24 protein-coding genes, 1 tRNA gene and 1 pseudogene are annotated in these 26676 nt (G+C 57.3%); 8 read left to right on the top strand and 18 right to left on the bottom strand.

What is annotated here, in order from left to right; genetic code table 11:
* The 4 genes from RLQ26_11170 to RLQ26_11185 all read right to left on the bottom strand — a co-directional run bounded on the left by RLQ26_11170 (position 1) and on the right by RLQ26_11185 (position 4837).
* Positions 1–1608 (bottom strand): FAD-binding oxidoreductase, encoded by a 1608-nt coding sequence (locus RLQ26_11170; GenBank protein ID MEQ9089284.1) that lies wholly within the window; start codon positions 1606–1608, stop codon positions 1–3.
* A gap of 49 nt (positions 1609–1657) precedes the next feature.
* Positions 1658–2041 carry a hypothetical protein gene (locus tag RLQ26_11175; protein MEQ9089285.1) on the bottom strand — a complete coding sequence of 128 codons (384 nt, stop codon included), beginning with the start codon at positions 2039–2041 and terminating at the stop codon, positions 1658–1660.
* 110 nt (positions 2042–2151) lie between these two features.
* Positions 2152–3471 (bottom strand): DUF1329 domain-containing protein, encoded by a 1320-nt coding sequence (locus RLQ26_11180; GenBank protein ID MEQ9089286.1) that lies wholly within the window; start codon positions 3469–3471, stop codon positions 2152–2154.
* A 205-nt stretch (positions 3472–3676) separates the two neighbouring features.
* The gene (locus RLQ26_11185) at positions 3677–4837 is read right to left on the bottom strand and encodes a class I SAM-dependent methyltransferase (protein MEQ9089287.1); all 1161 of its coding nucleotides are present in this window, start codon (positions 4835–4837) and stop codon (positions 3677–3679) included.
* A gap of 832 nt (positions 4838–5669) precedes the next feature.
* Between RLQ26_11185 and RLQ26_11190 the strand changes: the two genes are divergently transcribed.
* Together RLQ26_11190 and RLQ26_11195 are read left to right on the top strand one after the other, a co-directional pair.
* On the top strand, positions 5670–6785 hold the full coding sequence (locus RLQ26_11190) for an LLM class flavin-dependent oxidoreductase (GenBank protein MEQ9089288.1): 1116 nt from the start codon (positions 5670–5672) through the stop codon (positions 6783–6785).
* A 201-nt stretch (positions 6786–6986) separates the two neighbouring features.
* Positions 6987–7952 (top strand): amidohydrolase family protein, encoded by a 966-nt coding sequence (locus RLQ26_11195; protein ID MEQ9089289.1) that lies wholly within the window; start codon positions 6987–6989, stop codon positions 7950–7952.
* A 264-nt stretch (positions 7953–8216) separates the two neighbouring features.
* Here the strand turns inward: RLQ26_11195 and RLQ26_11200 are convergent, their stop codons facing one another.
* The 6 genes and pseudogenes from RLQ26_11200 to RLQ26_11225 form a co-directional block, all read right to left on the bottom strand.
* Positions 8217–9242, bottom strand: a complete 1026-nt coding sequence (locus tag RLQ26_11200) for a leucyl aminopeptidase (GenBank protein MEQ9089290.1) — start codon at positions 9240–9242, stop codon at positions 8217–8219.
* Between the two features lie 93 nt (positions 9243–9335).
* Positions 9336–9926, bottom strand: coding sequence for an alpha/beta hydrolase (locus RLQ26_11205; GenBank protein ID MEQ9089291.1), 591 nt, complete (start codon positions 9924–9926; stop codon positions 9336–9338).
* A 251-nt stretch (positions 9927–10177) separates the two neighbouring features.
* Positions 10178–11488: a DUF1329 domain-containing protein gene (locus tag RLQ26_11210; protein ID MEQ9089292.1), complete on the bottom strand. Its 1311-nt coding sequence runs from the start codon at positions 11486–11488 to the stop codon at positions 10178–10180.
* Between the two features lie 98 nt (positions 11489–11586).
* Entirely contained in the window at positions 11587–12741 is a 1155-nt protein-coding gene (locus RLQ26_11215; protein MEQ9089293.1) for an aromatic ring-hydroxylating dioxygenase subunit alpha, read from the bottom strand.
* A 284-nt stretch (positions 12742–13025) separates the two neighbouring features.
* Positions 13026–15797, bottom strand: a complete 2772-nt coding sequence (locus RLQ26_11220) for a LuxR C-terminal-related transcriptional regulator (GenBank protein ID MEQ9089294.1) — start codon at positions 15795–15797, stop codon at positions 13026–13028.
* A gap of 86 nt (positions 15798–15883) precedes the next feature.
* Positions 15884–16339: pseudogene (locus RLQ26_11225) on the bottom strand (DUF3883 domain-containing protein).
* An 8-nt stretch (positions 16340–16347) separates the two neighbouring features.
* Here RLQ26_11225 and RLQ26_11230 point away from each other — a divergent pair.
* On the top strand, positions 16348–16530 hold the full coding sequence (locus tag RLQ26_11230) for a TonB family protein (GenBank protein ID MEQ9089295.1): 183 nt from the start codon (positions 16348–16350) through the stop codon (positions 16528–16530).
* A 251-nt stretch (positions 16531–16781) separates the two neighbouring features.
* Here RLQ26_11230 and RLQ26_11235 read toward each other — a convergent pair.
* The 3 genes from RLQ26_11235 to RLQ26_11245 form a co-directional block, all read right to left on the bottom strand.
* Positions 16782–16874: transfer RNA gene (locus RLQ26_11235), tRNA-Ser, on the bottom strand.
* Positions 16875–16949: 75 nt separating this feature from the next.
* Entirely contained in the window at positions 16950–17579 is a 630-nt protein-coding gene (locus tag RLQ26_11240; protein MEQ9089296.1) for a pyridoxamine 5'-phosphate oxidase family protein, read from the bottom strand.
* A 72-nt stretch (positions 17580–17651) separates the two neighbouring features.
* Complete coding sequence (locus RLQ26_11245) at positions 17652–18116, bottom strand: nuclear transport factor 2 family protein (protein ID MEQ9089297.1); 465 nt, start codon at positions 18114–18116, stop codon at positions 17652–17654.
* 203 nt (positions 18117–18319) lie between these two features.
* Between RLQ26_11245 and RLQ26_11250 the strand changes: the two genes are divergently transcribed.
* The gene (locus RLQ26_11250) at positions 18320–18922 is read left to right on the top strand and encodes a TetR family transcriptional regulator (protein ID MEQ9089298.1); all 603 of its coding nucleotides are present in this window, start codon (positions 18320–18322) and stop codon (positions 18920–18922) included.
* Here RLQ26_11250 and RLQ26_11255 read toward each other — a convergent pair.
* Positions 18919–19302, bottom strand: coding sequence for a hypothetical protein (locus RLQ26_11255; GenBank protein ID MEQ9089299.1), 384 nt, complete (start codon positions 19300–19302; stop codon positions 18919–18921). The genes RLQ26_11250 and RLQ26_11255 overlap by 4 nt on opposite strands.
* Positions 19303–19591: 289 nt before the next feature.
* On the opposite strand from RLQ26_11255, the gene RLQ26_11260 reads away from it, so the two are divergent.
* The gene (locus RLQ26_11260) at positions 19592–19792 is read left to right on the top strand and encodes a hypothetical protein (GenBank protein ID MEQ9089300.1); all 201 of its coding nucleotides are present in this window, start codon (positions 19592–19594) and stop codon (positions 19790–19792) included.
* Between the two features lie 28 nt (positions 19793–19820).
* Here the strand turns inward: RLQ26_11260 and RLQ26_11265 are convergent, their stop codons facing one another.
* Genes RLQ26_11265 through gatC form a run of 4 tightly spaced genes read right to left on the bottom strand, consistent with a single transcriptional unit; the run spans position 19821 to position 23721 of the window.
* A complete protein-coding gene (locus RLQ26_11265; GenBank protein MEQ9089301.1) occupies positions 19821–20450 on the bottom strand; it encodes a glutathione S-transferase N-terminal domain-containing protein in 630 nt (209 codons plus the stop codon).
* A gap of 50 nt (positions 20451–20500) precedes the next feature.
* Positions 20501–21949: an Asp-tRNA(Asn)/Glu-tRNA(Gln) amidotransferase subunit GatB gene (gatB, locus tag RLQ26_11270; protein MEQ9089302.1), complete on the bottom strand. Its 1449-nt coding sequence runs from the start codon at positions 21947–21949 to the stop codon at positions 20501–20503.
* Entirely contained in the window at positions 21949–23430 is a 1482-nt protein-coding gene (gene gatA, locus RLQ26_11275) for an Asp-tRNA(Asn)/Glu-tRNA(Gln) amidotransferase subunit GatA (GenBank protein MEQ9089303.1), read from the bottom strand. The genes gatB and gatA overlap by 1 nt, the downstream gene beginning before the upstream one ends.
* A gap of 3 nt (positions 23431–23433) precedes the next feature.
* Positions 23434–23721, bottom strand: coding sequence for an Asp-tRNA(Asn)/Glu-tRNA(Gln) amidotransferase subunit GatC (gene gatC / locus RLQ26_11280; GenBank protein ID MEQ9089304.1), 288 nt, complete (start codon positions 23719–23721; stop codon positions 23434–23436).
* A gap of 102 nt (positions 23722–23823) precedes the next feature.
* Here gatC and ruvX point away from each other — a divergent pair, with 102 nt between their 5' ends.
* From ruvX to pyrC, 3 genes are all read left to right on the top strand, one after another.
* Positions 23824–24288, top strand: coding sequence for a Holliday junction resolvase RuvX (gene ruvX / locus RLQ26_11285; protein ID MEQ9089305.1), 465 nt, complete (start codon positions 23824–23826; stop codon positions 24286–24288).
* A 104-nt stretch (positions 24289–24392) separates the two neighbouring features.
* Positions 24393–25367 carry an aspartate carbamoyltransferase catalytic subunit gene (locus RLQ26_11290; protein MEQ9089306.1) on the top strand — a complete coding sequence of 325 codons (975 nt, stop codon included), beginning with the start codon at positions 24393–24395 and terminating at the stop codon, positions 25365–25367.
* Positions 25364–26674, top strand: a complete 1311-nt coding sequence (gene pyrC, locus RLQ26_11295; GenBank protein ID MEQ9089307.1) for a dihydroorotase — start codon at positions 25364–25366, stop codon at positions 26672–26674. The genes RLQ26_11290 and pyrC overlap by 4 nt, the downstream gene beginning before the upstream one ends.
* Positions 26675–26676 lie beyond the last annotated feature (2 nt).

Genomic DNA, 26676 nt, shown 5'->3' on the forward strand with positions numbered 1-26676 from the left:
CTACCGATTGGTATCCAATCCCAGAGATCCTGGGTTGATAAGATTGTCGGGGTCGAGATTACTTTTCAAAGTTTCCAGCAGAGTCCAAAACGGTTCGTTCTCGATGGCCTCCCGGTATTTGTAATAACGCCCTATCTGCAGGTGCGACGCACCAAAGTCGAAAAATACATCTCGAAGCTGATCGCGAAGGTCTAACGCAACCTTTCTAGCCTCCAAATTCGGTTTTCGGTCTTTCCATCTTTCTTGGTTGGCCGGAGAAACTCGGTCGAGACGGAACTTTTGGATCTCGTCGTACCAGTAGAAACTGGGCTCAATTAAAAAGTCGGTTCCAGAAAGACACGTCAAATATGAGGTCCTGATGTCGTGCTTCTCCATCAGTTCGCTATTGTCGGCGAAAAGTTTTTCAACCGCCTGTGCAAGAGGGATAGCCTTTGAAAGAGGCACAAAGCCGTGAATGGGAAGCCAGATTTCGCCATCGTGACCAAGTATAATGGTTCCTGCAAAATCGAAAGGCTTGGTGCTAAAGACGATTGGGATACTGTTATCGATTTCCCGCCCTTGGTGACGCAAACAGATCTCCCGTCCCAACTTCAACTTGGCTCTTGCCATCACCTCATCATGGCCATTGAAGGTCACATGTAGCGAGTATTGAACGTCTCTGAGCACTTTTTTGCCGGCAGCCGCTACTTTCAAGGATTTTAACAAATTTGCGAGACTTAACCCGCCCTTTGTAGCGATGTCACGGAGCGTCGTAACACCCTCCTTAAATTCGAAGCCCAGTTTCTCGAATGCTGCGTTGTAATACGGATCAAATCCATACGTCTCCGCAGCTATCCGATAGCGCGCAAGCTCGATCTGAGCGCTGAACATGGTTTCCAGGCTATCAAATGCAAACGACATTGTTTCCGTAACTGCCGGAAGCGTTATTAACTTAAGCGCGACCCTTGCCTTCAGGCCGAATGCTCCCGTGTCAGCTGTGAAGATGCCGGAGAGATTCGGACCAAAATGGCGGAAATGGGGATTGCTGTTTCTGTGCACCCAAGAGCCGGTCCGAAGAATTTGGCCGTTGGCAAGGACGACCTCAAGGCCGATTACGCTATCGGCCGCCGTCTCGAACTCTCCACCGCCCATATAGACGCTATTTTGCGAGACAGCGCCACCAACCGTGGCATACATCCCTGATAGTGGGCCGTAGTAGGGGGTGCGCACATTATGTTTTTTTAATGTCTCGTAGAGATCTTTCCAGGTGCACCCTACTTCGACGATTACATACATATCCTCGGTATTGATTTCGACGATCTTGTCCATTCGGCTGAAGTCGATCGATACGGTGTTCTTACGTTCCGGCGTATAGCCTAGTGTGTAAGACATACCGCCCCCGCGAGGCACGACGGCGTATCCCTCCGCCACGGCTTTTTGCACCACCGCGGCAAGTTCTTCAGTATTTCCCGGTCGTGCTACGATATCTGCCAGCTCATAGGGGAGGTAACTAAGGTCTCGAGATATATAGTCGCGCTCACTATGCTCTTTGAGAACATTCTCGGACCCAATCATTTGATCGAGCGTATCCGCTAGATTGCCGGCCCTCTCAGACGTTTCGATAGCCATTTTCTCCTCACCCTCTTCAATTTTAGCTCGCTCTGATCATGGCGGATGCCTAACGGGTTACGCTTTTTACCACGTCCCTGTATTCTTTTTCCCCTGCCTGCTTGGCTACGTCGTCAATTTCGCTCTGCAAGATCCGAAAGATTCTGTTCAGATAATCGGCGTGCCATTCGTCCCGTTCTTGGGCCACTGCTTCTGACGGCTCAAAGGCATCCACCGCTTTCTTGGAGAACTCTTTTTCCTTTTCCATCAGCCTTTCGTGGGCATCTACCCGGTCACGAAGGGTCGCTAGCTCACTTGCCAACGCGACCACCATTGCCACGAGCTGATCGGATTCGGGATTTTTAAAGAACCATGGCCTTCGGCCTTTGGCGACCCGTAGACGACGGCCCTTAACACTATCACCGGTGACGGTTTCCTGGGGCTCATGGTTCATCTTAGATTTCCATTTTAGGCTGTGTTGGATGGTAGTGCCGTCGTTTCCCGAGATGACCTGGAGATGCCAAGCCCATTTGTCCCGGACACCGAACGGGTCGTGAGAGGGGCTTAGTTAAACCCGCCCCCGCGTGCGGCATCTTCGAGACGTTGGAGTGACACATCTTCGGCCTCAATGCCTTGCGGATTGAAAGCCCAGCTCGGGTGCGACTTAAAGATGGTTGCATGATCGCGTTGGAAATCGATGGTGCTGCCCCAATTTGAGGTTACGCCAACCCCACCGTCTTCAGCTTTAAGCACTCTTCCGGCGAAATTCTGATGCTTCCAGTAAACCCCCTTGCGATCGTAATGGTCCCCGAAAACCGGCCGGTAATTTTCGGCGTCCAGATACACGATTTTCTTGCTGTAGGGATGGTAGTGGGGTGGGACGGCCTCGATTACAAGCAATTCTCTCGGTTCCCAAACGTCGACCGGATTCCAGTACGGCAGGGTCTTAAGATCCACATGTGGATATGTACGATCGATGCTGCCTGCGTCTTCGTTCCATGCCATTCCGTCGCTGTTTACGATAGCTAGGAACGTAGCCTTGCCAATCAACTGGTATGAATCGTACCAGGCTGGGTGGGCATTGAATATGTCGAGGTCATCCTGAAGTTGATCCGTGCCACCGACTGGATCCATCCAGGCGCCTCCGGACAGACGTCGAACCCTTCGCACAGTTCGGATATAGGCCCAGACATCCGGCAACTTGCCCGTGTCGTACCGAATCGTAAAAGTGCCGACCCCTCTCACATCTTGAGGATAGTAAAACCAGAGTAGGAGTTTATCGAGTTCACCCTCGCCCTCCACCGGATTTTCGATGTCCCGAACCTGGCCTTTCATGTAATAGCGGACGTACCCACCCTGTAATGTACGCTCTATGCCTGCGTTACCGTCGATCAGCAGATAGGCAAATCTCCGAAAATCCTGAATATCCAATCTGGGCTGTGCATAGGTAAAGTTCCAGATAGCTTTTGCTCCCGCGTGCGGATCGTTGGCGTAATCGATCTCAGGGAACGGCACGCCTGACTTGTAGCCGTGCACCATGCGAGTGCTTGGGTCGAAGGTGGTAGTGCCGCGATAGAGCTCTGTCGCTCTCGCGAGCCGTGGGTCCACCGGATGCGGTTCAGGGTCCTTCAACCGTATAGTTTGTCCGTAATTCCTAATTTGCCACTCAATACGGTCAGTGAGCATTGCACCAACTTCACGGCCATGAAACGTCGAACTTTTCGCACGATCTAAATTATTGGCTGTTATGACAAAGCCAGCGCTTAGCTCCGGCGCCACTGTGGCGGCACTCTCTTGTGCCTGTGCAACGCCAAGCATCCCCGCGCCGAGGCAAAGTGAGACCAAGATTTGCAAGGACCTCTGTTGGAACATTGAAGATGACATCGTGGATCGTCCCTCCCAAGTGGCTAATTTATTTTTTTGGAGTTTCTTCGCGGGGAGCCGGCCCATTTGTTGGATCCGTTGCTCCCCCCTCTTGTCCTCGGCCTGCGATAGGGGCCGGGTCCCTCTGCGAACGCATGCGCGTCCGTGTGCACGGTTCTCATGAGAGGAAGATCTTTCCCGGAATACAAAGGCTAGGCTTTGTCCGTTATTTTTGGGCGCCAAAAATGAACCAGGCGCCGCCCCCGGCGAAATCTCCGCACTCGAATTTTTCAAGACGGTGTGCTTGTCGTTCCGTGTGCATGGGCTGCATCGCTTGAATGACCTGACTAGCGTCGAAACCCGCTTTCACCGCTACTTTTTTAAGATCTTTATCGTGCAATCCGCCCCAGAATGGCTCGTTATTATAGTAGGTATCCCAATCAAGCATAAATTGGTCAAAAACGTGCATGCCTTCGTACTGAGGTACTTCTATGTGAAGCATCAAGCCCCCGGGCCGAAGGAGTCTCCGAGCCTCCGCACAAATGTTATCCAGCGCCTTACTGGATGTTTCGTGCAACAGGATATGAGAGACGATCAAATCGAACGATTCGTCATCAAAATCTGTGTGTTCGGCATTTTGCTGGGAGAAATGTACAGATGCACCCAGCGACTCCGCGCGGGCGTGACCATAACGTAGCATGGGCCCCCCGATGTCGATGCCATGCACCTCGGCATCTGGAAATTCCCTGACATATGGCAAAGTGCTCTGGCCGACGGAACAACCCATATCCAGAATTCGGGACGGACTGAAATCCGGATGTTGTTCTTTCAGATAATCGACCGCCGTAAGCCCCATGTCTTCGTTCAACGGCCCGATTCGCCCCATTGTGTAGATGTAAGTCACCCGATCGTAGACGGCGCCCGCATAAACGTCGTCCTGAGTAACTTCGGTATAATAGCTGCCTGGCTGGCAATGGGTATCAACGCCGGCCAGGTAACTGGGGACTTCCAGTGACGGGTCCAGTCGCAAGGATCCTTTTGTTTGTCCCTTTCCTAATTTTTTTGCCCGCTCGATCAAATCGTCTAACTGGCGCTCGACGGATTCGCCGACTGCGTCCCACATCACTTCCTGGCTCGATCGTTGCAGTGAAGACCACATCCGATAATATGGATGGCTCTCCATAGGTTTGCGGATTTCGTGGCGGGTTTTAGGCTCGCGACCCAGCTTCTTTGCCAATTCGGGCGCGATGTCGTTGTCGTAAACGACTCGGTTGCCGGGCGAGATCGACGTTGCCAGATGGATTTTGAGGTTCTTCGCGAAAGCCTGCCGTGACTGCTCCTCGCTGGTACGCCTCAATAATACGTCGTGGGCAAATTGTTCGGGCATCTCTGGTCCTCCCTCGAGTGGACTGGATAACGTGGGCCTTTGGCGCTTGTCCCGGCTCTCAGGAAGAACAGGGCCGTCTCAAGCCGGATTCTGGCTAGCGGTGATCCAGCAGACCGTGGCCGCCACAGCTCCTATGACGTCTTTTTCCTTTGATATCTAAGGTTGAGGGACGAGGATACACACATTCGATATCGAAGTAAATAATCTGTAATATCGGATTTGCACTTCACCGCACCGCGGTGTTTGTGGTGGAAATGCGGGTATCTGTGCCGGAAATAAAGCGGGCATTTGTGGCGGAGAGTAAGGGCTTAAGTGTCACCGCTCCCCCTACCTACCCTCTCTGATGCAGTGCAAACCGCACCAAGGTGGCTAAGCTGAGGGCCGGAAAGCTGGCGTGATGATTGTGAATACCGGGATTCAGCCAAGCCGTCTCAGGCGAAGGCAGAGACCATGGCTCGGGTGGCAAGGACGACCCCGTCGCAAATTTCCACTTACCGCAACACCCGTGGATTCCTGGAGCCCTGGGCGTCTTCAATGACGAGCTGGGTCGTCCTTCATTTCTCAAAGCGAAATTTCAAAGGATTATTCACCTGGCTAGTTTCTGGTGCAGGGGCGCAAGAGGGTATAATTGGGCCGCCGGGAATCCATCCACTGGCATGAACTATACTGGAAATGTGCGTCATCGTTTCAAGCAGGCGCGAGGCACCCAACCAGAAGGGCTCTAGCGTTGACGCAGAAGCGATAGAATCCTATATCCTTTGATATCGAATTATTATATTGGCGCCTTTCGCGTGAACTAAAACGCGCGAACCAAAAATAGGAGAGGCCTGCAATGAAGTTTGGTGTCTTTCTCCCCAATGGCAGTGACGGCTACATCCTCTCGAAGGCTGTTCCTCCTTACTTGCCTACTTTTGAGCACAACAAGAAGATCAGCCTGGAAGCCGAGCGCCAGGGCCTCGACATGGTACTGTCTATGATGAAATTTCGAGGGTTTGGAGGAGAGACGGGTTATTGGGACGCTTGTCTCGAATCATTCACCCTGATGGCCGGACTTGCAAGCGTTACCACCCGGATCCAACTTTTCCCGAGTATCGCTCTTCTCAGCCAGCATCCAGCCTACGTTGCCCGGATGATAGCTACGATCGACGACATAAGTGGCGGTCGCTGCGGGTTGAATATCGTGACGGGCTGGAACAAGCCCGAATACACCCAGATGGGGCTCTGGCCTGGCGACGAGCATTATGAGCGGCGCTATGAGTATGCTGCCCGCTATTTACACATTCTCCAGGAACTTTGGGAGAAGGGCTGCGCCACCTACAACGACGAGTTTTTTCAGTTAGACGATTGCCGCAGCCTGCCCCAACCCAAAAGGCACATCCCGATTGTCTGCGCCGGCCAATCTCCGCTCGGCATGGATTTTGTCGCAAAGATGGGTGATTTTAATTTCGTGATGGCGCCGCCGTCTAAGCTCGGTGCTGTTTGCAACAACCTGAAGGAAAAAGGCAGGTCCTATGGCCGTACAGTCGGAACGTACGCCCTATTCGCAATGATCCTCGCGGACACAGACGCCGAAGCGGCCGAGATTGGACGAAATATCATCGAAGAGGCAGACGTTGGTGCAATCACCAATGTCGTGTCCAGTGCCACTCTTGATTCCAACCGAGGCGGCAGCTCCGATCACCTGAAAGCCTCTCTCGCCAAAAGTCTGGACGATGGCAATTCTGCGTTCATGGGCTTTCCTGTCCTATACGGATCCTATGAAACGGTCGCGCGGAAAATAGACAAGATTGCAGAGGAAACGAACACAGATGGGATGCTTTTTTGTTGGCCGGATTTCGTATCCGGGGTTCGGGACTTTGGTGAGCGGGTAATCCCGTCCCTCAAGTGCCGGCGCGTGAATGTGGAAACAAGAGCATCCGCCCAAAATGAGCTGCCCCCTATGTGGTGATCCGGGGCTCATTAAAACCGCTCGCGCCAGCGGGTATCATGCCTCTACAGACAAAATCGACGATACACTTATATTTTAACCGGTCCATCCAGCAGGGCCCAGGTCTGACCGGTCAAAAACCCAAGGGGCCATGGGCAGGTTGCCTAGCAACCGACGCAGACAGCCACAGGGGCCAGTCAGGTCGACACAGGCGAGGAGCGCATGGAATCAGCACCGCACAGGATTGACGTGCATCATCACATCATTCCGAAGAAATACCTCGATGCATTGGGCCAGTCTGGGATCTCGACGTCTGGCGGCATCCCGTATCCCGATTGGAGCCCTGAGAAGGCGCTTGGCCTGATGGATCGTAACGGCATACGGTCGGCCCTAACATCGGTTTCCTCGCCTGGCGTCTATTTCGGCAATGTCGATCTGGCTCGTGAGCTGTCCAGAATTTGTAACGACGTGTCGGCTGAGCTGGTGGCCGGAAATCCTGACCGTTTCGGCGCCTTCGCTCATGTCCCGCTCCCCGACATTGATGCGGCGCTAGCGGAAATCGAACGCGCTTTGGATGAACTGAAATTAGACGGTGTCATCCTGCTTGCCAGCATCGGAGACCATTTCCTGGGCGATCCCGCCTTCGATGCGGTCTATGAAGAGCTTAACCGACGCAAGGCGGTGGTCTTCGTTCACCCCACCGTTCATCCAACCACCAAGGAACTCCGCCACGAAATACCGGCCTTTCTCATGGAGTTTCTGTTTGATACCACTCGCGCCGCTGTAAATTTGATCCATCAGGGCACGATGGAGCGCTATCCCGACATCAAATTCATTCTGTCACATGCTGGCGGCACACTCCCCTACTTCGCCTGGCGGCTGTCCATGGGCGGGCTTATCGATCCAAGGCTGGAGAAACGCGTGCCCAAGGGTTTCGCATACTATCTAAACCGCTTTTATTACGACACGGCCATTTCTACTTCTCCCCAGGTGATGGCCGCGCTTATGGCTGTGGTTGAACCGTCGCACATCCTTTTCGGCAGCGACTGGCCTTACGCGCCAGAGGTAGTGACCGAGAGGTCTGTGGCGGCGCTTAGCGAATTGGAAGCCCTCGATGAGGCAATGCTTGCTGGTGTCGAGCACGGCCACGCTGAGGCCCTGTTCCCACGCTTGGCGATTAGAAAATAAAGCCTTTTCCGCGTTTACTATTTGAAATCCAGCCCCGGGCCGATGACTTTGATCGGCGTTGACATGTTGACTTGGTGCCAGGAGCGAACAGGGCCGCCAGCGTCGTTCGATGATCCCGATTTCTCCTTACCCGCCGCTGTTAACGTGCCAACGTTCTCCGAACTACCAACACTCTTCAAACTAATTGCCGAATCAAATGGGACTTACGGATACGAAACGAACACTTTGCGCTCAAAAAAAATAGGCGCTTCAGGATTCATTCCACTAAATGCGCATTTCAGCGGGCACGATTTGGCCCTGGTTCACGATCATTTCGTCGTCAAGGTACAGGGTGCATCCGGACATCGGCATATCCAAGTGACAAGCAGTGTCATTCTCTCCGCCAAACTCGGTGTTTGGACCCGTTGAAAACAGCACATTGCCATAGTAGGCGCGCCCGTCCATCCCTATACCAGGAAGGTCCGGTCGCCATTCACACGCCTCGTTAAGCCCCCAACCAATATGGGAAATCGCAAAGGCTCGAGGGTCAGAAAATTCATCCATATAAGCCCTCAGCCTTTTTGCATCCGACCCACCCTGTATGCTTTGCACTTCGCGGTTACGCACCTCAAACTCAATAGGTGTTTTAACGAATTCTTTGAAAGGGTAGACGATGTCCTTAGGCGCCATCACAACCCGACCCCGCACATCACCCGTTGCATAGGTGGCCAAAAAGCCACCAGGCCAGTGATCCCAACGGCCCGGTGTATCGGTATAACCATATTCAGCCAGTACGCTATGCTCCTCCAGCTCGTAGGTGATATCCGTGCCCATCTCATTGGTGAAGCGAAGAACCCGCCCGGTCGAAAGTTTCTTGGCGGCGGCTTCTACGCGCCTTCGCAGTTGACGCGATGGCATGAGTCTCTGAAGGATCTCAACGGGCTCTACACATAGTAGGACGCGCGTGCCGGACTCCTGTATCTCGAGTTGCTCCTTCGAGAACAACAGGAGAACCAGGTCAACCACCATATCTGCCGCCTTTAATTGCTCCATCGCCTCTCGGTTGTTTCCTAAATTGTTCTTTCCTATTTGTTTGAGTCGGTCGTTTGTATCCGTGAGTTGGCCTCTCAAATTAACATCAATTGCGCTTGCGCCCAGATTCCGAATTGCAGAGAGAAATGCTTCCGCATAATTGCGCAAATTCTCCCCTTCCGATAGAACAGCAACAGTTTCGTCAGGCGTCACGCGGCAGAGCTCCAGTTCCTTGCGGAAAAGGCTCACGAGATCAATGTCTGATTTTCTTGCATCCATTTTATATCTCCCGGGGAAGCTTGGTTTCTTCATTTAAAAGAGCCGCAACAACCTGATTAGGGGCCACAGGGTGTTCCACATAGCCAAGGTGGCCTACGTTGGACAGAGCCGGACGGGGGCGATGTTTGGCAGCAGACAAGCGAGCTCTTTACCTTCAAATGGGGGAATAACCTTTTCGTATTGCCCCGTAAGCACAAGAGAGTGCCGTGCAACCGACTTCAAGGGGTCTGTCACGTCGAAATTGCTGAGGCCTTCAAGAAGAATCCGTCGGTAGATCATTGGATCATTGCGAACAATCATGTCAGCGATGCGTCCTATCAGTATCGGATCAGCGTCAGGCGAGAGTGTCTGTCTGGCGACTATCGCCGAAAAGGTGTCCATGACCGTTTCCGTCAGTTCCCTTAGACGTTTTTTCATAATGTCAGCCGGGATCGATATCTTTGGTCCCGTGTGACCCAGGATCAACCGGCCCCAGGGCGCCGGCGCACGCTGCGCGACAGTGAACCCGCCCCTAGACGTGCCGAGAAAATCAACTTTCTCGGCATCGAGATCTTTGGCGAGCGCGATGATGTCATCAGTAAATCTACGGATCCTGCAGACATCCTCGTAGGTAAGCTTCTCCGAACGCCCGAAACCACGAAGATCGACGCCGGTGACCCTCCTGAAGCAGGCGAAGGCACCCACTTTCCGGTCCTAAAGGTCGGCTGAAGCACCCGAGCCATGCACGAGGATGAGGGGTTTGCCCTTCCGCCATTCTCGTACGTTCAGCTTTGTCCCCCCCAAACTTCCTTCAGCAAGGGCTCTTTTCCTCATCCTGTATCATCACCTAGGAAAAGCGCCCCTCGCTTGTATGACGACGGAGGATCAAGGCCTGGCTTCCAGGCAGCCAACGACCGGGGGAAAACATCGGTCCAGTTGCCTCTTCTGCCGAACAATCAGCGAAGGTTCCCGCCCGATTCCAGTGCCCCGATACTAACCTCGTCGTTCTCCACCGGCACGCTCATCACCCAAGAATCATGTGCCGCAAAGAAGGTTGCATGGTTTCTTTGAAAATCTACCGTGATTCCGGTCCAGGTCAGCAGCGCGGACCCTTCGGGATCGTCTGCCACCGGATACTCACCGGTCGAGTAATGCTGAAACTGCCAAAGCTCACCCTTTTTGTCATATCCTTCCATGAAATAGGGGCGCCACGCTTCAGCATCTACGTACCAAACCTTCTTCGAATACGGATGTTCCTTTGGCGGAATTGCCTCGACAACGTAGACGTCGCGAGGCTCCCACGTCTCGATCGGGTTCCAGTATGGCGGATTGCTTACATCAACACGCGGAAACATGTTTACATAGTTGTCAGCGTCCTCGATCCACGCTGGCGCTGTCCCATGTGCCATCGCCAGAACGGTGCGCCTGCCTAGCATTTTGTACTTCGGGTACCAGGTCGGGTAAGCGTTGAATGTTTCAATATTATCTTGCAGGACGTCCGTACCACCAATCACATCAAACCAGGCACCTCCCGACAGGCGCCGAACGCGTCGTACTGTTCGAATATAGGCCCATATATCGTTCAGCCGACCTGTATCGTAGCGAATCGTTAGGGTCCCAAGCCCCTTGATATCATGAGGCGAGAAAGCAACCAGCAAGGTCTTATCAAAGACCTCTCCATCACCCAAGGTAGGTCCTTGGTTGCCTAGGACCCCCTTATAGTATTTTCGGATATAGCCCCACCTCTGGACCCGTTCGATCCCTGTATCGCCATCCACCAGACCAAAGACAAACTTGTAAAGGGCCTGAGTGTCTCCTCGCGGAACGCCATAGGTATAATTCCACGCGACCTTGATCCCCGCAAAAGGATCGTTCAGATCGATATCTGGGAACGGGACCCCAGCCTTCCAGCCAGATACTGTGCGGGTGGCCTCGTTGAACTCGACCCGGCCGCGGTTCTTCTGCGTCCATTCTCGGATCCTGTAATCCACTGCGAGGGGTGTGGGATCGGCAAGCGTGATATTCAGATCCTTCTCTCGAATCTGCCAAGCAATCTTTTCAGGGATCATCTCGCCAATTTTATGTCCGTGAAAGGTGCCCTGGACGGCGCAATCAAGGTTTTCATTGCTAATAACACCACCGGCCTCCCAATCCCTGCCGTCGCACTGTTGCGCCTCAGCTTCGAAAGATTGTCCGGCAAGAGAAGCCGCGCATAGCAGCGCTGCTCCTCTCATAGCTCTCTGTAGAGAAAGGCGCACTCGATTCATTGTTTCCACTCCCTTACCCTAGAATTAAGGCCCCACCTCTTTGCGAGACTCGCCTATACCTTTGAGACAGGCCCCCTCCTACGGTCAGTTAAATTTCTCTATTTCTCCGTGCCGAAAATACGGTCGATATAAACGTTTATCCGGTTATGGATTGCCGCTTCCAGTCCAACCATCGGCCCCGGTTTATAGGCACGCGACTTGAAGCCTCGCTGGAGTGATTCAATCATTTCCTTGTCTTCGTCGCCTACCAGCCGAATAAAGTCCCGGTAGATCTGGGCCCGCTCATCGAATGCTGGCATGTCGAAATATTCTTTAGGGAAAAGCGTATAGATCGTGATGACACACCGGTCCGGGCCCAACGGATAAACTATCCAAGGCTGCAGTACATCAAAACGTCCAAAAAGGTTCATGTTAGGCGGCACGAGGAACGTACACGCAAACATCGGGTCCTTGTCTTTAAGCCAAGGAATGGGACCAAAGAGAGAGACCCCTTCCGGCGCCATCGTCAGGCTTTGGTAGAAGGCATGGTAGCCCCGCCTTGTCAGATTGAATTTGAAGTTATCAACAGGAAAATTCTTACCAAACGATGTCGAATGGATAACGCCAACATGGTAGATATCCATCAGATTTTCTGTGACCAGCTTCCAGTTGCAGTTTATCTCAGTGACGAACTTATCGGCCATTCGGGTATCCTCATGGCGCAAGAAGTCCGCTTCCTTCCTTATGTCATCCACGTCCAGATACTCGCCGAGGGGCGGGGCAGCGGAATCGAAATTAATGAAAACGAACCCGCCCCAGGTATCAATTTTGAGTTGCGGCAGACGGCAATTAGCAAAGTCAAAGTCTTCTACGCCTTTACGGTGAGGAGCGCCGGCAAGCCTGCCTTCAAGGTCATAAAGCCAACCATGATAGGGGCAGCTGAACTCCTTGACGGTGCCTTCGCCCCGGATCACTTCTACGCCACGATGAGCGCAGACGTTTGAGAAGGCATTGAGGGCTCCATCCTCTCCGCGGCAGATGATTACGGGTTCCGTGGCGATCCGAAGTGCCTGGTAGTCGCCGGGATTCTGGAATTCCTCCACGCGAGCAACGCACAGCCAATCTTTCATGAAAATTTGATCAACTTCGCGTTCATAGATTTCGGGCGACGTGTAGACATAGCCCGGTAGATGCCGCGCTTTCAGGATATCCCGGCGAGTCTCGGAAAAATCTGGGCGTGCCGGTAAGTCTTCTACTTGTGACATTGCACTCATGGTTTTCTTTTCCTCCGCGGCCTTAGGAACCGCCAGCTTTCAAATCAGGTGGCGGCTTGCCAGTGGCTGTCCGGCCCCGCCAGGCCAGTGACGTCCGCGCCGAGCAGATGGAGACGTCCGGCTAAGACGGGCTGGCCCCAAGGTCTCTTATCTGGTTTCGACCTCGTAGCCGACAGCATGGAGGCGGTGCGCCCGCGGTTCCCCCTCCCTAAGGAGGGGATAGAGGGGCGAAGCCGGACTAAAAATCCCTAAAAAATATGGGGAATTGAGGCCGTCGCTGACGCCTACCGCACAAGCGCAAGCTTACGGGAAAGGATGATAGCCTGCATCCGGGAGTGAACGCCAAGCTTGGAAAACACGTTCTGAAAATGCCATTTCACAGTGGTATTTCGAATGCCAAGCTCTCGGGCAATTTCGCTGGTGGTCAAGCCTGCAGCCGCCAGGTCGAGTACTTTCCGCTCCGTCCCTGTCAGGCTGATCTCGTTGTCCCCGAATTGACGCCATGCCAGACTTCGCTGGCAATCGGTTTCCAGGGGAACTGACCGACCAGTTACCTCGAGGAAACGATCGAGAAAGTGGTTGGAGGGTTTGAGTGGCAGCGCCGGATGAGGTTCGCTCCGCCCGCGACGAAGTCCCTCAACCAACTCCGCTAAGTCCTGCCCCTCATCGACCAGAGTGGTTAGGTAGGCCCGCTCTTCGGCGTTGGCCAGCACTTCACGAAGGACCTTGTGGGCTGCGGGCGGCCCTTTTGTCTTTAAAGTTGCATCGGCCAGAAGGATGTTAAGGCGAAGCTCAATACCATCCAGCCCGCTCCCCCTTACTTCAGTTAGGAGTGTCCGAATCCAGCGAGCTGCCCGATCACTAGAGCCGGCAGCCAAGAGATATCGCACGAAACACAGATAAAGGGGCCAGTCTCTATAGCAACAGTTAAAGCCGGGAGGTGGGCTGATTGCTCCCAAGGGAGCCTCGAGCCCCTCGAGTAATTTAAAAGACTCCTGGATATCACCCACACGAATTAGAGCATTCGCCTTTACAATACGCACGTCAATGTTCTGCACACTAAACGGCAAAAGGGACCGGCACTCCCGCGAAAGGCTCTCTGCCTCCTCAATGGTACTCAAGGCCCTGTCATATCTGTTTTCTCTGAGATCGAAAGCCACGTTGCACAGCTTGATAAGAATTTTCCAGTCCGCACGAAGGGATTGCGCGTTGAGCCGCTCTGCCAGGCGTAAATGTGCACGGCCTTCTGAGAGGTTACTTTGCTCCAGTTCGTATTGGGCCAATAAGATATGCACGGGCTCGAGTGCCGGCGTATCGCTCTCTTCCAACCGAGCGGCTGTCTTTTCCGCCTCCTCGCATAGGCGTAGAATGTCTTTCAGACGACCCTGATCTCTTAAAATGTGTCCTTGAAGGTAAGTAACCGTACTGAAGCTGTTTATGGAACGGTCTTCAAGGAACTGCCGCTTTGCTTTTTCAAGGGCACCGGTTGCCTTGAGGATCTCGTCACGACGCAAATAAATCAGAGCTTGGCCATAGGAGGCCATCCCGGCCGAGAAGGTGAGCTTCGATCGGCGACGCCCCTCAATTTCCCGTGCCTTCTTGATGTCTGCCCAGTGGGCGTCAACCGAAAGCTGAAGGATCAGACGCAATGACTCCATTTCATCTTCAAGGGCATTGATCTGATCAAAATCATATTGTCCCTCATTTTTGTTTTTGTGCATCTCCGCTATGAGGCTTTCCGCCTTGTCCGCGACGCAACGGGCCTTCTCAATCTCTCCCACCAATAGATGAGCCCAGGCTCGTAGATAAACGACGTTGGCATAACGGTCCCGGAGGTCAGGGGGAAGCTCTTCGACAAAGTCGATAAAGAGCTCCTGATGTCCTTCATGCAAAAGCTGACGGCCACATTTGTCGACTAACACAGCCGCTCGATCAAAGTATTTGGCTCGGAGAGCGTGACGAGCGGCTTCAGTCGTCCGGTCATGATCTTCGAACCAGCGGCTCGCACGCAGGTGAAGAAGCTTTCTCCGGTCGGGCATCAAGCGGGCAAGCCTGCGCTCGAGAAAATCCAGAAAAACGGCATGAAACCGGAACCACTCATTTTCGGCATCAACGAAAAATAGGAACAAGTTCTTGTCATATATCTTAGTAATGAAACTCTCACTGTCGTCATGCCCCCGGAGTGCATTTGCCAAGCTGGGTGAGACCTCGTCCACGACAGAAATGTCCAACAGAAAGAGCTGCTCATCCTTGGGTAGCTTGGAAAACACGCTCTCTTCAATAAACTCGTGCAGCATACCCAGGGTATCCTTGGAAACATGCCGAAGCTGCTCGATGTCACTCGACGTTTTCCCCGAGACCGCGGCAAGCTGCAGGCCAATGGGCCAGCCTTCCATGGCCTCGTTCAGATCAAAAATTTCCTCATGGGAAAGACCAGAGATAAATCCGTTTTCAATCAAGTGAGACAGATCCTCCTCCCCGAAGCGAAGTAAATCGCTACCCACGGTATTTGCGAGGCCGCGGGCTTTTATCTGCCCAAGCTCCAGAGGTAGAGCGGCGCGGCTTGCCAAGCTGTAATGGGTATTCGACGGCGAGAATCTGATAAGATATTCAACGGCCTTATGGACCCGAGGATTGCTGATCAAATGGTAATCATCAAGCATGACCACGAAATTCCGGTCTGCACCGGCCATGACGTTCAGAAAATCTGTGGCTGGAGAATTCGGGATGCCCCTCTCAAGGGCGAGGCCACCTCCAATTTTCGACTGATTAATCTGCTCTTGGAGAGCAAAATCCAGATGCTGGTGAAATCGGGCCAAGTTGTTGTCGGCCTCGTCCATAGAGAGCCAGACGACCGCCACACCATGGGGAATAAGATCTTTGCGCCATTGGGCGAGAAAGGTGGTCTTGCCAAAACCGGCGGGTGCAACAACTAGAGTCAGGAGAGTTTCCCTGCGGAGGATTTTCTCCGTTATCGGCGCAAAAATCCGCTTCCGATTAATCAGCCGCGTGCCGAGGATCGGCGGACGCAGTTTCGTATATAGGATCGATGGCATCTTAGCCCCCGGAAGTCCGACAATGGTATCTCAACGCGGGGAGCGAATAAATGATCGCCATGTGTGCCCTTATCAGGCTGATATATTTAAAAAATATTCGGTACCCCACATCCTGACCGTCTGGATGCGTCGTCACCATTCACGGCAACCGCAACTGCACTGCCGCCGGCACCGTTGCCTCGATGGAAACCAGCCACAAAGGTTGTGGCTGTCAGTGTGACGCGGACGTCGAGGGGCGGATACAGTTCAAAGGCCCTCGGCTCGCGCGAGAAATTCCAAAGCCGGAACAGGCACCATTCGGATCTGCGCTCGTCCGCCACTGTGAGTCCGTTGCGTGTGATGTGGAACGGCGTCCGTTCCCACCCTTTCGTCGTCTTTACCTCGATCAGGCGTGACCGACCGTCCGACGCAAAACTCGCGATGTCGTAGCCTGCGCCATCCCCGTCTTCCTCGGATACCCAACGGATCCTTCGCGCCAGGTCATCACGCCCCGCCGATCGTACCGATGCCTGCTCATGCGCCAGCACGAGCTCCTCGCCGGCAGGAGGGCATGGTCCTTTTGTATTTCGTGATCGATCGCGGCGGACGCGTCCTGGAATACGGCGTGCCGCAGAGCTTTGGGCACGGGCTCCTGGACGACGCCGTCAGGGCCATGATCGAACGCGCCCAGCCCTTGCCGCACCCGCCGGAAACGGTTGCGGGACTCCGCCTGGAACTTGTCGTACCGGTCTGATTCGTCCTGCGATAAACAATCTTGTCGTCGCTTTTCTGCCGGAACCCCTGGCACAAGCCCGGGCCTGGTCAATGCCAATGGCGCAAAGGGCGTGAGCGGCGGGGCAGCCTGGACCGAAGCGCAAGAGATCACGCGCAGGGATGGCTTCGCCAGCGCCCTACGGAGAAGCGAAAGATGGACGGACGAACTCGGACTGCTTGTGGCGCTGCACGGGGACGGGGCTGGCCAGGGAAGAAACCGGCTTCCGGAGATGGCGGAGGGGAAGGGATTCGAACCCTCGGTACGGCTTAAAACCGTACAACGGTTTAGCAAACCGCCGCCTTCGACCACTCGGCCACCCCTCCGTCCGGCTGGTTCTACCCAGCGGGGTCGCGGATTGTCAACGAATCCCGGCTCTGGCCGGAACCTCTATATCCCGCTCAGGTCAAACGCGCCAGCGCCGTCTTGAGTGACCGGTTCTCCGTCGCCAGGCGATCGATCTGTTCGCGCAGGGGCGCCAGGGCGGCGTCCATCTCCTCGAGGGTCAGGCGCTGGGGGATGTGTTGCGGGCAATTCCAATCGAGGGCCGCGATGGCGATGACGACCGCCCGCTCCGGCCGGGCGTCATAGCCAGGGGTCATCAGGCCGGCGACGAGATCGGGATCGGCCGCGAGTTCGACGAGCCGCGCGCGGCCCCAGATTTTCAGCCGGCGGCGATTGGCATAATCCATCAGGATCATCGAGATCCGGTCGTCGTCCGCGAGGTTGCCGGTGCTCAGATACTGCCGGTTGCCGCGGTAATCGGCATAGGCGATCGTGCGCTCATCGAGCACGCGCAGAAACCCGGCCGGCCCGCCGCGGAACTGGACATAGGGCCAGCCGCTCGCCGACACGGTCGCCTGATAAAACCCGTCACGATCGGCAATGAAGCCCGCCTCTTCGGGCCCCAGCCGGTCGCCGGGGGACGCATCGGCCGCGAGAAACCTGTCATATGCCGCGGCCGAGCCCTGACGGGCCTGCACCTCGCGCACGGCCGGCGTAAAGGCGATCTCCGCAAATGCGCGTGTCATGATGTTTTTTCCTGCTCGCTTTTGTGTGTTCTTTTTTTATGTGTGTTCTTTGCCGCCCGGACCCGTCCGCCGCTACAGGCCGAGCTCCGAAAGCCCCGGATGACCGTCCGGGCGACGGCCAAGCGGCCAGTGAAACTTGCGCTCGGTCCCGGCAATGGGCCGATCATTGATGCTGGCGATCCGGCGGCGCATGAACCCGTCGGCATCAAACTCCCAATTCTCGTTTCCATAGGAGCGGAACCAGGTGTTGCTGTCGTCGCGCCATTCATAGGCGAAACGCACGGCAATGCGGTCGCCCGCGCAAATCCACAATTCCTTGATCAGCCGATAATCGAGCTCCCGCGCCCATTTCCGGGCGAGGAAGGCCTCGATCTCCCCCCGGCCATTCACAAATTCGGCCCGATTGCGCCACTGGCTGTCAGGCGTGTAGGCCAGGGCGACCCGCGCGGGGTCCCGGGAGTTCCAGGCGTCTTCGGCGGCCCGCACCTTGGTCCGGGCGCTCTCTTCGGTGAAAGGGGGTAAAGGCGGGCGGCTCATCCGGTAATCTCCCTGGCACGGCTCGATCGAGAACCAATATGTACCGATCAGTACCATTTGTAAACCCGGTTTTGCCTGGCCATCCCGCTAAAATCTTACCGGCCTTAAATTATTATCTCTATATTACTGATATTTAAAGTAGTTACCTTGAGCCCTTCCAGGTAATCTGACTATACTGATTTGTACATGTTATGGAGGCAATCATGCGGCCGACGAAGCGCGATGCGCTGGTCCGGAAGGCACTCGAGGTTTTTTATCAAAACGGCTTCCATGCGACAGGAATGGACCGGCTCGTCGCCGAGACCGGCATCTCGAAAACCTCGATGTACCGCCATTTCCGCACGAAGGAGGACCTCATCCTCGGCGCCCTCAGGCTTCGCGACGAGCAGATTCGCAACTGGCTCTTCCGCCGGATGGAGGAACTTGGCGACGCACCCGACGGCCAGCTCCTTGCCATGTTCGACGCGCTTGGCGAATGGTTTGCCCAGCCGGACTTCCGCGGTTGCATGTTCATCAAGGCGGCGGCCGAGTTTCAGGACACCGACCATCCGATCCATGCCCAGTCTGCCGAGCACAAGCGACTGATTTTCAATCATGTCCTTCGCTTGGCCACGGATGCCGGGGCTGAAGATCCGGGCCTCCTTGCCCGTCAGCTTCTTCTGCTGAAGGAAGGGGCGATCGTGACAGCGCATCTCGGACACGCCCAGGATCCAGCGCGAGATGCGAAGGAAGCGGCACGCCACCTGCTCGCCGTTGCGACGTCGCCGGATCCGGACAGGCGGTCCGCCCCGCCAGGGCCGGACTAAACCGCTATCCAGGCGCGATAGGCGGCCTGCATCTCCTCGAGCGCCGCCTCGGCGGCAAGTTCGCCGGCCGCGACCATCTCGTTATAGGTATTCCGCGCATCGACGAACGCGGCCCAAAGCGCCGCCTGTTCGAGTGGCGAGATCGCCCCCTTTCGTCCCTGGGACGAAGGCCCGGAATCCGGCGCCCGGCGTTCAAGAGTTTCCAGCACCTCGCGCAACCGGTCCGCGATATCCGTCGCACCAATCGCATACGCGTGATTGAAGGCCGCAAGGATCCGGTCCCCCAGACGCCGGCTGTAACGTGGCTCGCCGAGCGAGGCGACCGCCTGATTTATCGGCACGGACCCCGAGGCCCTGGCAAATTCAGCCGTTTCCTGCATTCTCATCCCCTCCCCCCGTGCGGCCCGGCATCGTTTCGTCGCGCACGGTCCGGCCGATCCTGCGCTTCTCCGGCTTGCCAATTGCTTAACGCCGGGACCCGGCACGCCGGCCCCGTCCGGCGACCTCACGCCCGCCTCGCCGGAAATCCTCCGTCGGCCAGGCTTCATTTACCCGGTGTTAAGCCTAACGCGCCAACCATCAGCCCTGACGGGCGATGGCAGGGGCAATATAGAAATCTGGATCTGGGTATTGGGGCCGCAGAGAACCGGCTGGCTGAAGGAGACTTCAATGCTTTCCAAACGATCGAAAGAGATCCTGATCGACCTGATCGAGATCAAGCTGGGCTATCTCGAATGTCACGACCGCGAGGACGCCCGGGAAAAGAGGGCGCTGGAAACCTGTCTGTCGGAACTCCGTGGCGAACCTGCCGCCCGGGACCGGCGGGAGCGCCCGGCCCGAGAGGCGGACGCCCTGACCGCATTCGCCTGAGTCGGGGCCGGGAGCGCGAGCGGCAAGCCTATTTACGGGGCGGCGTCGGCACGCTCATCCCTCGCTCGACGGCCGGTCGGCGCGCGATCGAATCATACCAGCGCCGGACATTGGGGAAGTCGGCGAAATCGATCCCCTGCCAGTCGTGACGCTGCAGCCAGGGAAACGTAGCCATGTCTGCGATGGAATAATCGCCGGCAAGGAACTCGCTCTCACCAAGCCTCTTCTCGAGCACCCCGTAAAGCCGCCGGGCCTCGTTGGCGTAGCGCTCCTCTGCGTAAGGCGCCTTGCCCGGGTTGAAATGCAGGAAATGATGCGCCTGCCCCAACATGGGCCCCACCCCGCCCATCTGGAACATGAGCCACTGAATGACGTCGTAGCAACCGCGCACCTCGCGCGGCAGGAACCGTCCGGTTTTTTCGGCCAGATAGATCAGGATCGCGCCGGATTCAAACAACGCATAGGGTTCGCCATCGGCCGAGCCCCGATCCACGATGGCGGGAATCTTGTTGTTCGGGCTGATCGCGAGGAAATCCGGGGCGAACTGCTCATCAGCCGTAATGTTGACCGGATGAACCTCGTAGTCGAGCGCGGTCTCCTCCAGCATGATGGAAACCTTGCGCCCGTTGGGGGTGGACCAGGTGTAGAGATCGATCATTCGCCGCTCCCCTTCGCCGCCTTCATCGCCGGCGCCAAGCCTCGGGCACGTCAGCCCTGAAGCATTTTTTTCAGCAATTCGTTGACCATCTTGGGGTTGGCCTTGCCCTGGGTGGCCTTCATGACCTGACCGACGAACCAGCCGAACAGTTTTTCGCTCCCCGCCCGGTATTCGGCCAGCTTTTCCGATTCCTTTTCGAGTATTGCCTGAATCGTCTGCTCTAGTTCGCTCGTATCAGTGATCTGCCGAAGCCCCTTCTCGTCGACGATGGCGGCCGCGCCCTTGCCGGTCTCGAACATCTCGTCGAACACATCCTTGGCAATCCGCCCGGAAATCGTGTCGTCCGAGATCAGATCCACCAATTCCCCGATGGCCCTGGCGGAGACGGGCGATTCGGTCACCGCCAGCCCCGCCTTGTTGAGCCGCCCGAACAGCTCGGAAATGACCCAGTTGGCGACGAGCTTGGAATCGCGCCCCTCGGCCGCGGTCTCGAAATAGGCCGCCGTCTCCTTATCCACCACGAGTACGCCCGCGTCATAGGCCGACAGCCCGAAATCGGAGATAAATCGCTCTTTCTTCTGGTCCGGCAGCTCGGGCATGGCGGCCCGGATCTCCTCGACCCATTTCTCCTCCAGCTCGAGCGGGAGCAGGTCCGGATCGGGGAAGTAGCGGTAATCATGCGCCTCCTCTTTCGAGCGCATGGGGCGCGTCACGCCCTGGCCGGTGTCAAAAAGGCGTGTTTCCTGGTCGATCTTGCCGCCGCCCTCGATAATTTCGATCTGCCGGCGCGCTTCGTAATCGATGGCCTGGGAAACGAACCGCACCGAATTGACATTCTTGATTTCACAACGTGTCCCCAGGGGATCACCGGGGCGGCGGACCGACACGTTGGCGTCGCACCGCATGGATCCCTCGTCCATGTTGCCGTTACAGCTACCGACATAGCGTACGATGGACCGCAGCTTGCGCAGGTAGGCGGCCGCCTCGTCCGGGCTGCGCAGTTCTGGCTTGCTGACGATTTCCATCAGCGCGACCCCCGCGCGGTTGAGGTCGACATACGTATAGTCCGGATGCTGATCGTGCAGGCTTTTCCCTGCGTCCTGTTCCAGATGCAGCCGCTCGATCCCGATGTTACGCGATGTGCCATCCTTGAGATCGATCTGAAGAAAGCCCTCACCCACGATCGGCAGTTCGTGTTGAGAAATCTGATATCCCGTGGGCAGATCCGGATAAAAATAGTTCTTCCGGGCGAAGACGGAGAACAGGTTGATGCTGGAGTTCAGGCCGAGGCCCGTGCGGACCGCCTGTTCGACACAAAAATCATTGATGACCGGCAGCATGCCCGGCATGCCCGCATCGAGATATGCCACCTGGGAGTTGGGCTCGGCCCCGAAAACGGTGGCGGCGCCCGAGAACAGCTTGGCCCTGGAAATGACCTGACAATGGACTTCTAGTCCGATCACCACTTCCCATTCGCCGGTATTTCCCTTGTAAAGCATCAGCCCTGCTCTCCGATGGATGAGGGCCGCGTCTCGAATCCGGCGGCCGCTTCCAGCGCCGCGCCGGCGCGCAGCACCGTCTCCTCGTCAAAGGCGCGACCGATCAACTGCAGGCCAAGCGGGAGCCCGCCCGACGAGATACCCGACGGAACCGACAGGCCCGGCAGCCCGGCGAGAGAGGCTGGCACGGTAAAGATATCGTTGAGATACATGGCGAGCGGATCGTCCACCTTGTCACCGATGGCGAAGGCCTCCGTCGGAGTCGTCGGCGACAGAATGAGGTCGACATTCTCGAACGCCGTTGCGAAGTCCTGTGCGATCAGGGTGCGCACTTTCTGCGCCTTCAGATAATAGGCATCGTAATATCCCGCGGACAGGACGTATGTGCCGATAAGCACCCGGCGCTTGACCTCAGCGCCGAAACCGGCGGCCCGTGTCTTTTCATACATATCGAGCAGGTTATCGCCCTCGACCCGGAGCCCATAGCGCACGCCGTCATAGCGCGCGAGATTGCTCGACGCCTCGGCCGGCGCAACGATGTAATAGGCGGGCAGTGCCATGTCGGTGAGGGGCAGGCTGATATCGACAATCTCGGCACCCGCCGCCTTCAGCCAGGCAGCGCCATCGGCCCAGACTTTTTCGACCGCGCCATCCATGCCCTCGATCCGGTATTCTCGGGGGATGCCGATTTTCAGACCCTTCACACCCTTTTCGAGAGCGGCCGCATAGTCCGGCACCGGCCGGTTGACCGAGGTGGAATCTTTTGGATCATGTCCGGCCATGGCGCGCAGCATCAGGGCCGCGTCCTCGACCGTGCGGGTCACCGGGCCGGCCTGGTCCAGGCTCGAGGCGAAGGCGACGATGCCCCAGCGCGAACACCGCCCGTAGGTGGGCTTGAGGCCGACGACGCCGCAGAACGCGGCCGGCTGACGGATCGAACCGCCGGTATCCGTGCCCGTGGCACCGACGGCCAGCCCGGCCGCCACCGCGGCGGCAGACCCGCCGCTGGACCCGCCTGGCACAAGAGGCCGGTTGTCACCCGCCCGCCGGCGGGGGTTTTCGACCGGGCCATAATAGCTTGTCTCGTTGGACGAGCCCATGGCGAACTCGTCCAGATTGAGCTTGCCAAGCATTACCGCGCCGGCATCCCAGAGCTTTTGCGTCACCGTCGATTCATAAGGCGGGCGAAATCCATCCAGAATGTGCGAGCCGGCGCTGGTCAGCGTGCCTGCCGTGGCGAAGAGGTCCTTGATGCCGAGGGGAACTCCTTCGAGCAGCCCGGCCTCTCCCGCCTCGCGCCGCTTGTCGGACGCCTCGGCCATGGCGAGCGCCCTTTCCGGCGTCTCGGTAATGAAGGCATTGAGCGCGCGATGTGCTTCCATGGCGGAGAGATGCGCCCGTGTCAGCTCCACGGCGGAGACATCGCCCGCCTCAAGGGCAGCCCGGGCCCCGGCGATGGTGAAGTCGGTCAACTCGGCCACGCTCTACTCCACCACCTTGGGCACGGTGAAGAATCCATGATCGGAGCGGGGTGCGTTCCCCGTGACCGCCGCAGCGTCCCCCTCTTCACTGACCACGTCCTGGCGACAGGGCAGCGACATCTCGACCACGCTGGTCATGGGAGACACGTTTTCCGTATCGACGGCGGAAAGTTTTTCGACCCAGCCGAGAATCTTGGACAACTCGTCCGAAAGCTGGTCGAGCTCGGAATCGTCCACCCTGATCCGTGCCAGGTGAGCCACCCGCGCTACGGTAGCCTTATCCAAAGCCATGAGGTAAATCTCTCCTCGCCCGCCGGCCGGGCCTATGATCGGAAAATGCCCGGAATCGGGCGGAAACCGCCCTCTTCGGGCGCGCGGAAGGTATCATCGGGCATGGGTATCTGCAAGCCTACGGACCTGCGCCTCCATCTCGCCCCGGGCCAGCGCCTGATGGGGCTGGACGTGGGGGAAAAAACGATAGGGCTGGCATTTTCTGACCCGGACCTTACCGTGGCCAGCCCGCGTCTGACCTTGCGCCGGCGCAAATTTACCGAGGACGCAGCTCAAATCAGCGAGTTCGTCCGGGCGGAAAACGTGGGGGCGCTCGTAATCGGCCTCCCGGTCAACATGGACGGCAGTGAAGGGCCGCGCTGCCAGTCGACCCGTGACTTTGCGTCCAACCTGCTGGAAAAGATCGATATTCCCGTTGCCTTCTGGGACGAACGGCTCTCGACCCGGGCGGTCGAACGCGAGATGATCCGCGCTGACCGCTCGCGGCGCAAGCGGGCCCGGACGATCGACAGCCAGGCCGCCGCCTATATCCTGCAGGGCGTGCTGGACCGTCTCAGACACGGCTGAAAGCCCGGGTTTGCGCGTTCCGGCAGGCGTCAGGGCCGAATTGGACCTCATTGAGCCTAATTGGTTGCCGCGCGGGACCGTGCGGGATATATAGTGCGGCTTTAATGAGCGCAAGCGAGCCAGACGCGCGGTTTTCACACCGCCACCTCCTCGGCATCGAGGACCTGACGCCTGAGGAGATCGGGTTTCTCCTCGATCTCTCCGACTCTTTCGTTGACCTGAACCGCGAAGCGGACAAGAAGCGAACCACGCTTCACGGCCGCACGCTCATCAACCTGTTTTTCGAGACATCAACGCGCACGCGCACCTCTTTCGAGTTGGCCGGCAAGCGACTTGGGGCCGATGTCATCAATATGGCCATCGCCTCGAGCGCGATCAAGAAGGGCGAGACGCTGATCGATACGGCGATGACGCTGAACGCCATGCATGTGGACGTGCTGGCCGTGCGTCATCCCGATAGCGGCGCCGTCAAGCTGCTCTCGGAGAAAGTGAACTGCTCCGTCATCAACGCAGGCGATGGCAGTCACGAGCACCCGACCCAGGCCCTTCTGGATGCGGTCACCATTCGGCGCCGGAAAGGGCGCATCGAGGGGCTGAAAGTGGCGATCTGCGGCGACATCCTCCACAGCCGTGTGGCCCGGTCAAATATCTTTCTGCTGAATACTATGGGTGCCCAGGTCCGCGTGGTGGGACCGCCGACGCTTCTCCCATCGGGGATCGAGCGTCTCGGCGTGCAGGTCTTCACACACATGGAAGACGGGCTTCACGATTGCGACATCGTGATGATGCTGCGCCTGCAGACGGAGCGCATGCAGGGCATTTATGCCCCCTCCACTCGCGAATATTTCCGCTTCTACGGCCTCGATGCGGCGAAACTTGATGTCGCCAAGCCGGATGCGCTGGTCATGCACCCGGGGCCAATGAACCGGGGAGTCGAGATCGACAGCGAACTGGCCGACGACATCAACCGCAGCGTGATCCGCGAACAGGTGGAAATGGGTGTCGCGGTGCGCATGGCCTGCCTGGAGGTCCTGGCCCGAAACAACCGGGCGGCGCTGGAAAGGGCGCAGGCATCATGACCGCGGGAGAGACCTTCTCCGGGCCGGAAATGACGGCCTATGTAAACGCGCGATTGCTTGATCCGGCGACGGGGCGCGATGAAACCGGCATTCTCCTGACGAAGGGCCGGGAAATTGCGGATATAGGACCATCCGTCGCGGTGCCTGAAGGTGCCCGGCGGATCGATTGTCTGGGCGCCTGCCTGGCGCCCGGGCTGATCGACATGCGCGTCCAGGTGGGCGAACCCGGCAGCGAGCACAAGGGCACATTCCAGACAGAAGGCCTGGCTGCCGCAGCGGGCGGGGTGACCACCATCGTCTGCCTGCCCAATACCGATCCACCCATAGACGATGTCGCGATGGTCGAGTTCGTCGCCCGACGGGGAGCAGAGTCCGGCGTCGTAAATGTCAGGAGTTACGCACACCTGACCCGCGCCGGCGCCGGCGCGGAGCTGACGGAAATCGGCCTGCTGGCCGAGGTCGGCGCACTCGCGCTTACCGACGGCACGCGCTGCGTCGCCGACGCGGCCGTGATGCGCCGTGCCCTCGCTTATGCCACCGGCTTCGACGTGCTGGTGATGCAGCATGCCGAAGAGCCGTCACTCACAAATGGCGGCGACATGAACGCGGGCGAGATCGCCACACGGTTGGGCTTGCGCGGCATGCCGCCCGCGGCAGAAGCCATGATGATCGAGCGCGACCTTCACCTCGTCCGGATGACCGGCGCCCGGTATCATGTGGGCCACGTTTCCACCGCCCTGGCGGTCGGCGTCATTCGCGCGGCCAAGGCCGAGGGGCTGCAGGTGACCTGCGACACGGCTCCGCCTTATCTCGCTCTCAACGAGCTCGCCGTCAGTGATTACCGGACCTTCGCGAAGCTTTCGCCGCCGCTGCGTAGCGAGGCGGACCGGCGCGCCATCGTGGAGGGCGTCGTGGACGGCACCATCGATGCGATCGCGAGCGACCACACGCCTCAGGATGAGGATGACAAGCGCCTCCCGTTCAGCCAGGCGGAGTTCGGCGCGGTTGGTCTCGAAACCCTGCTGGCGGTCTCGCTCGGCCTGGTCCATGACGGCGACCTCGACCTCAACACCCTTTTCGCGCGCCTCTCGCTTGCCCCGGCCCGGATTCTCAGGCTGCCGGGTGGCACCCTGCAACCGGGTGCCCCGGCGGATCTTTGCCTGTTCGATCCCGACCGCGCCTGGCGGGTGAAGGCCGATCGCCTGATGGCCAAATCGAAGAACACACCTTTCGACAAAAAGCCGCTTCAGGGCCGGGTCCTGCGCACAGTCGTCGGCGGTAAAACTGTTTTTGAGATCGGGGCCTGATC

This window comes from Alphaproteobacteria bacterium (assembly GCA_040220875.1).
Lineage (GTDB): Bacteria > Pseudomonadota > Alphaproteobacteria > JAVJVX01 > JAVJVX01 > JAVJVX01.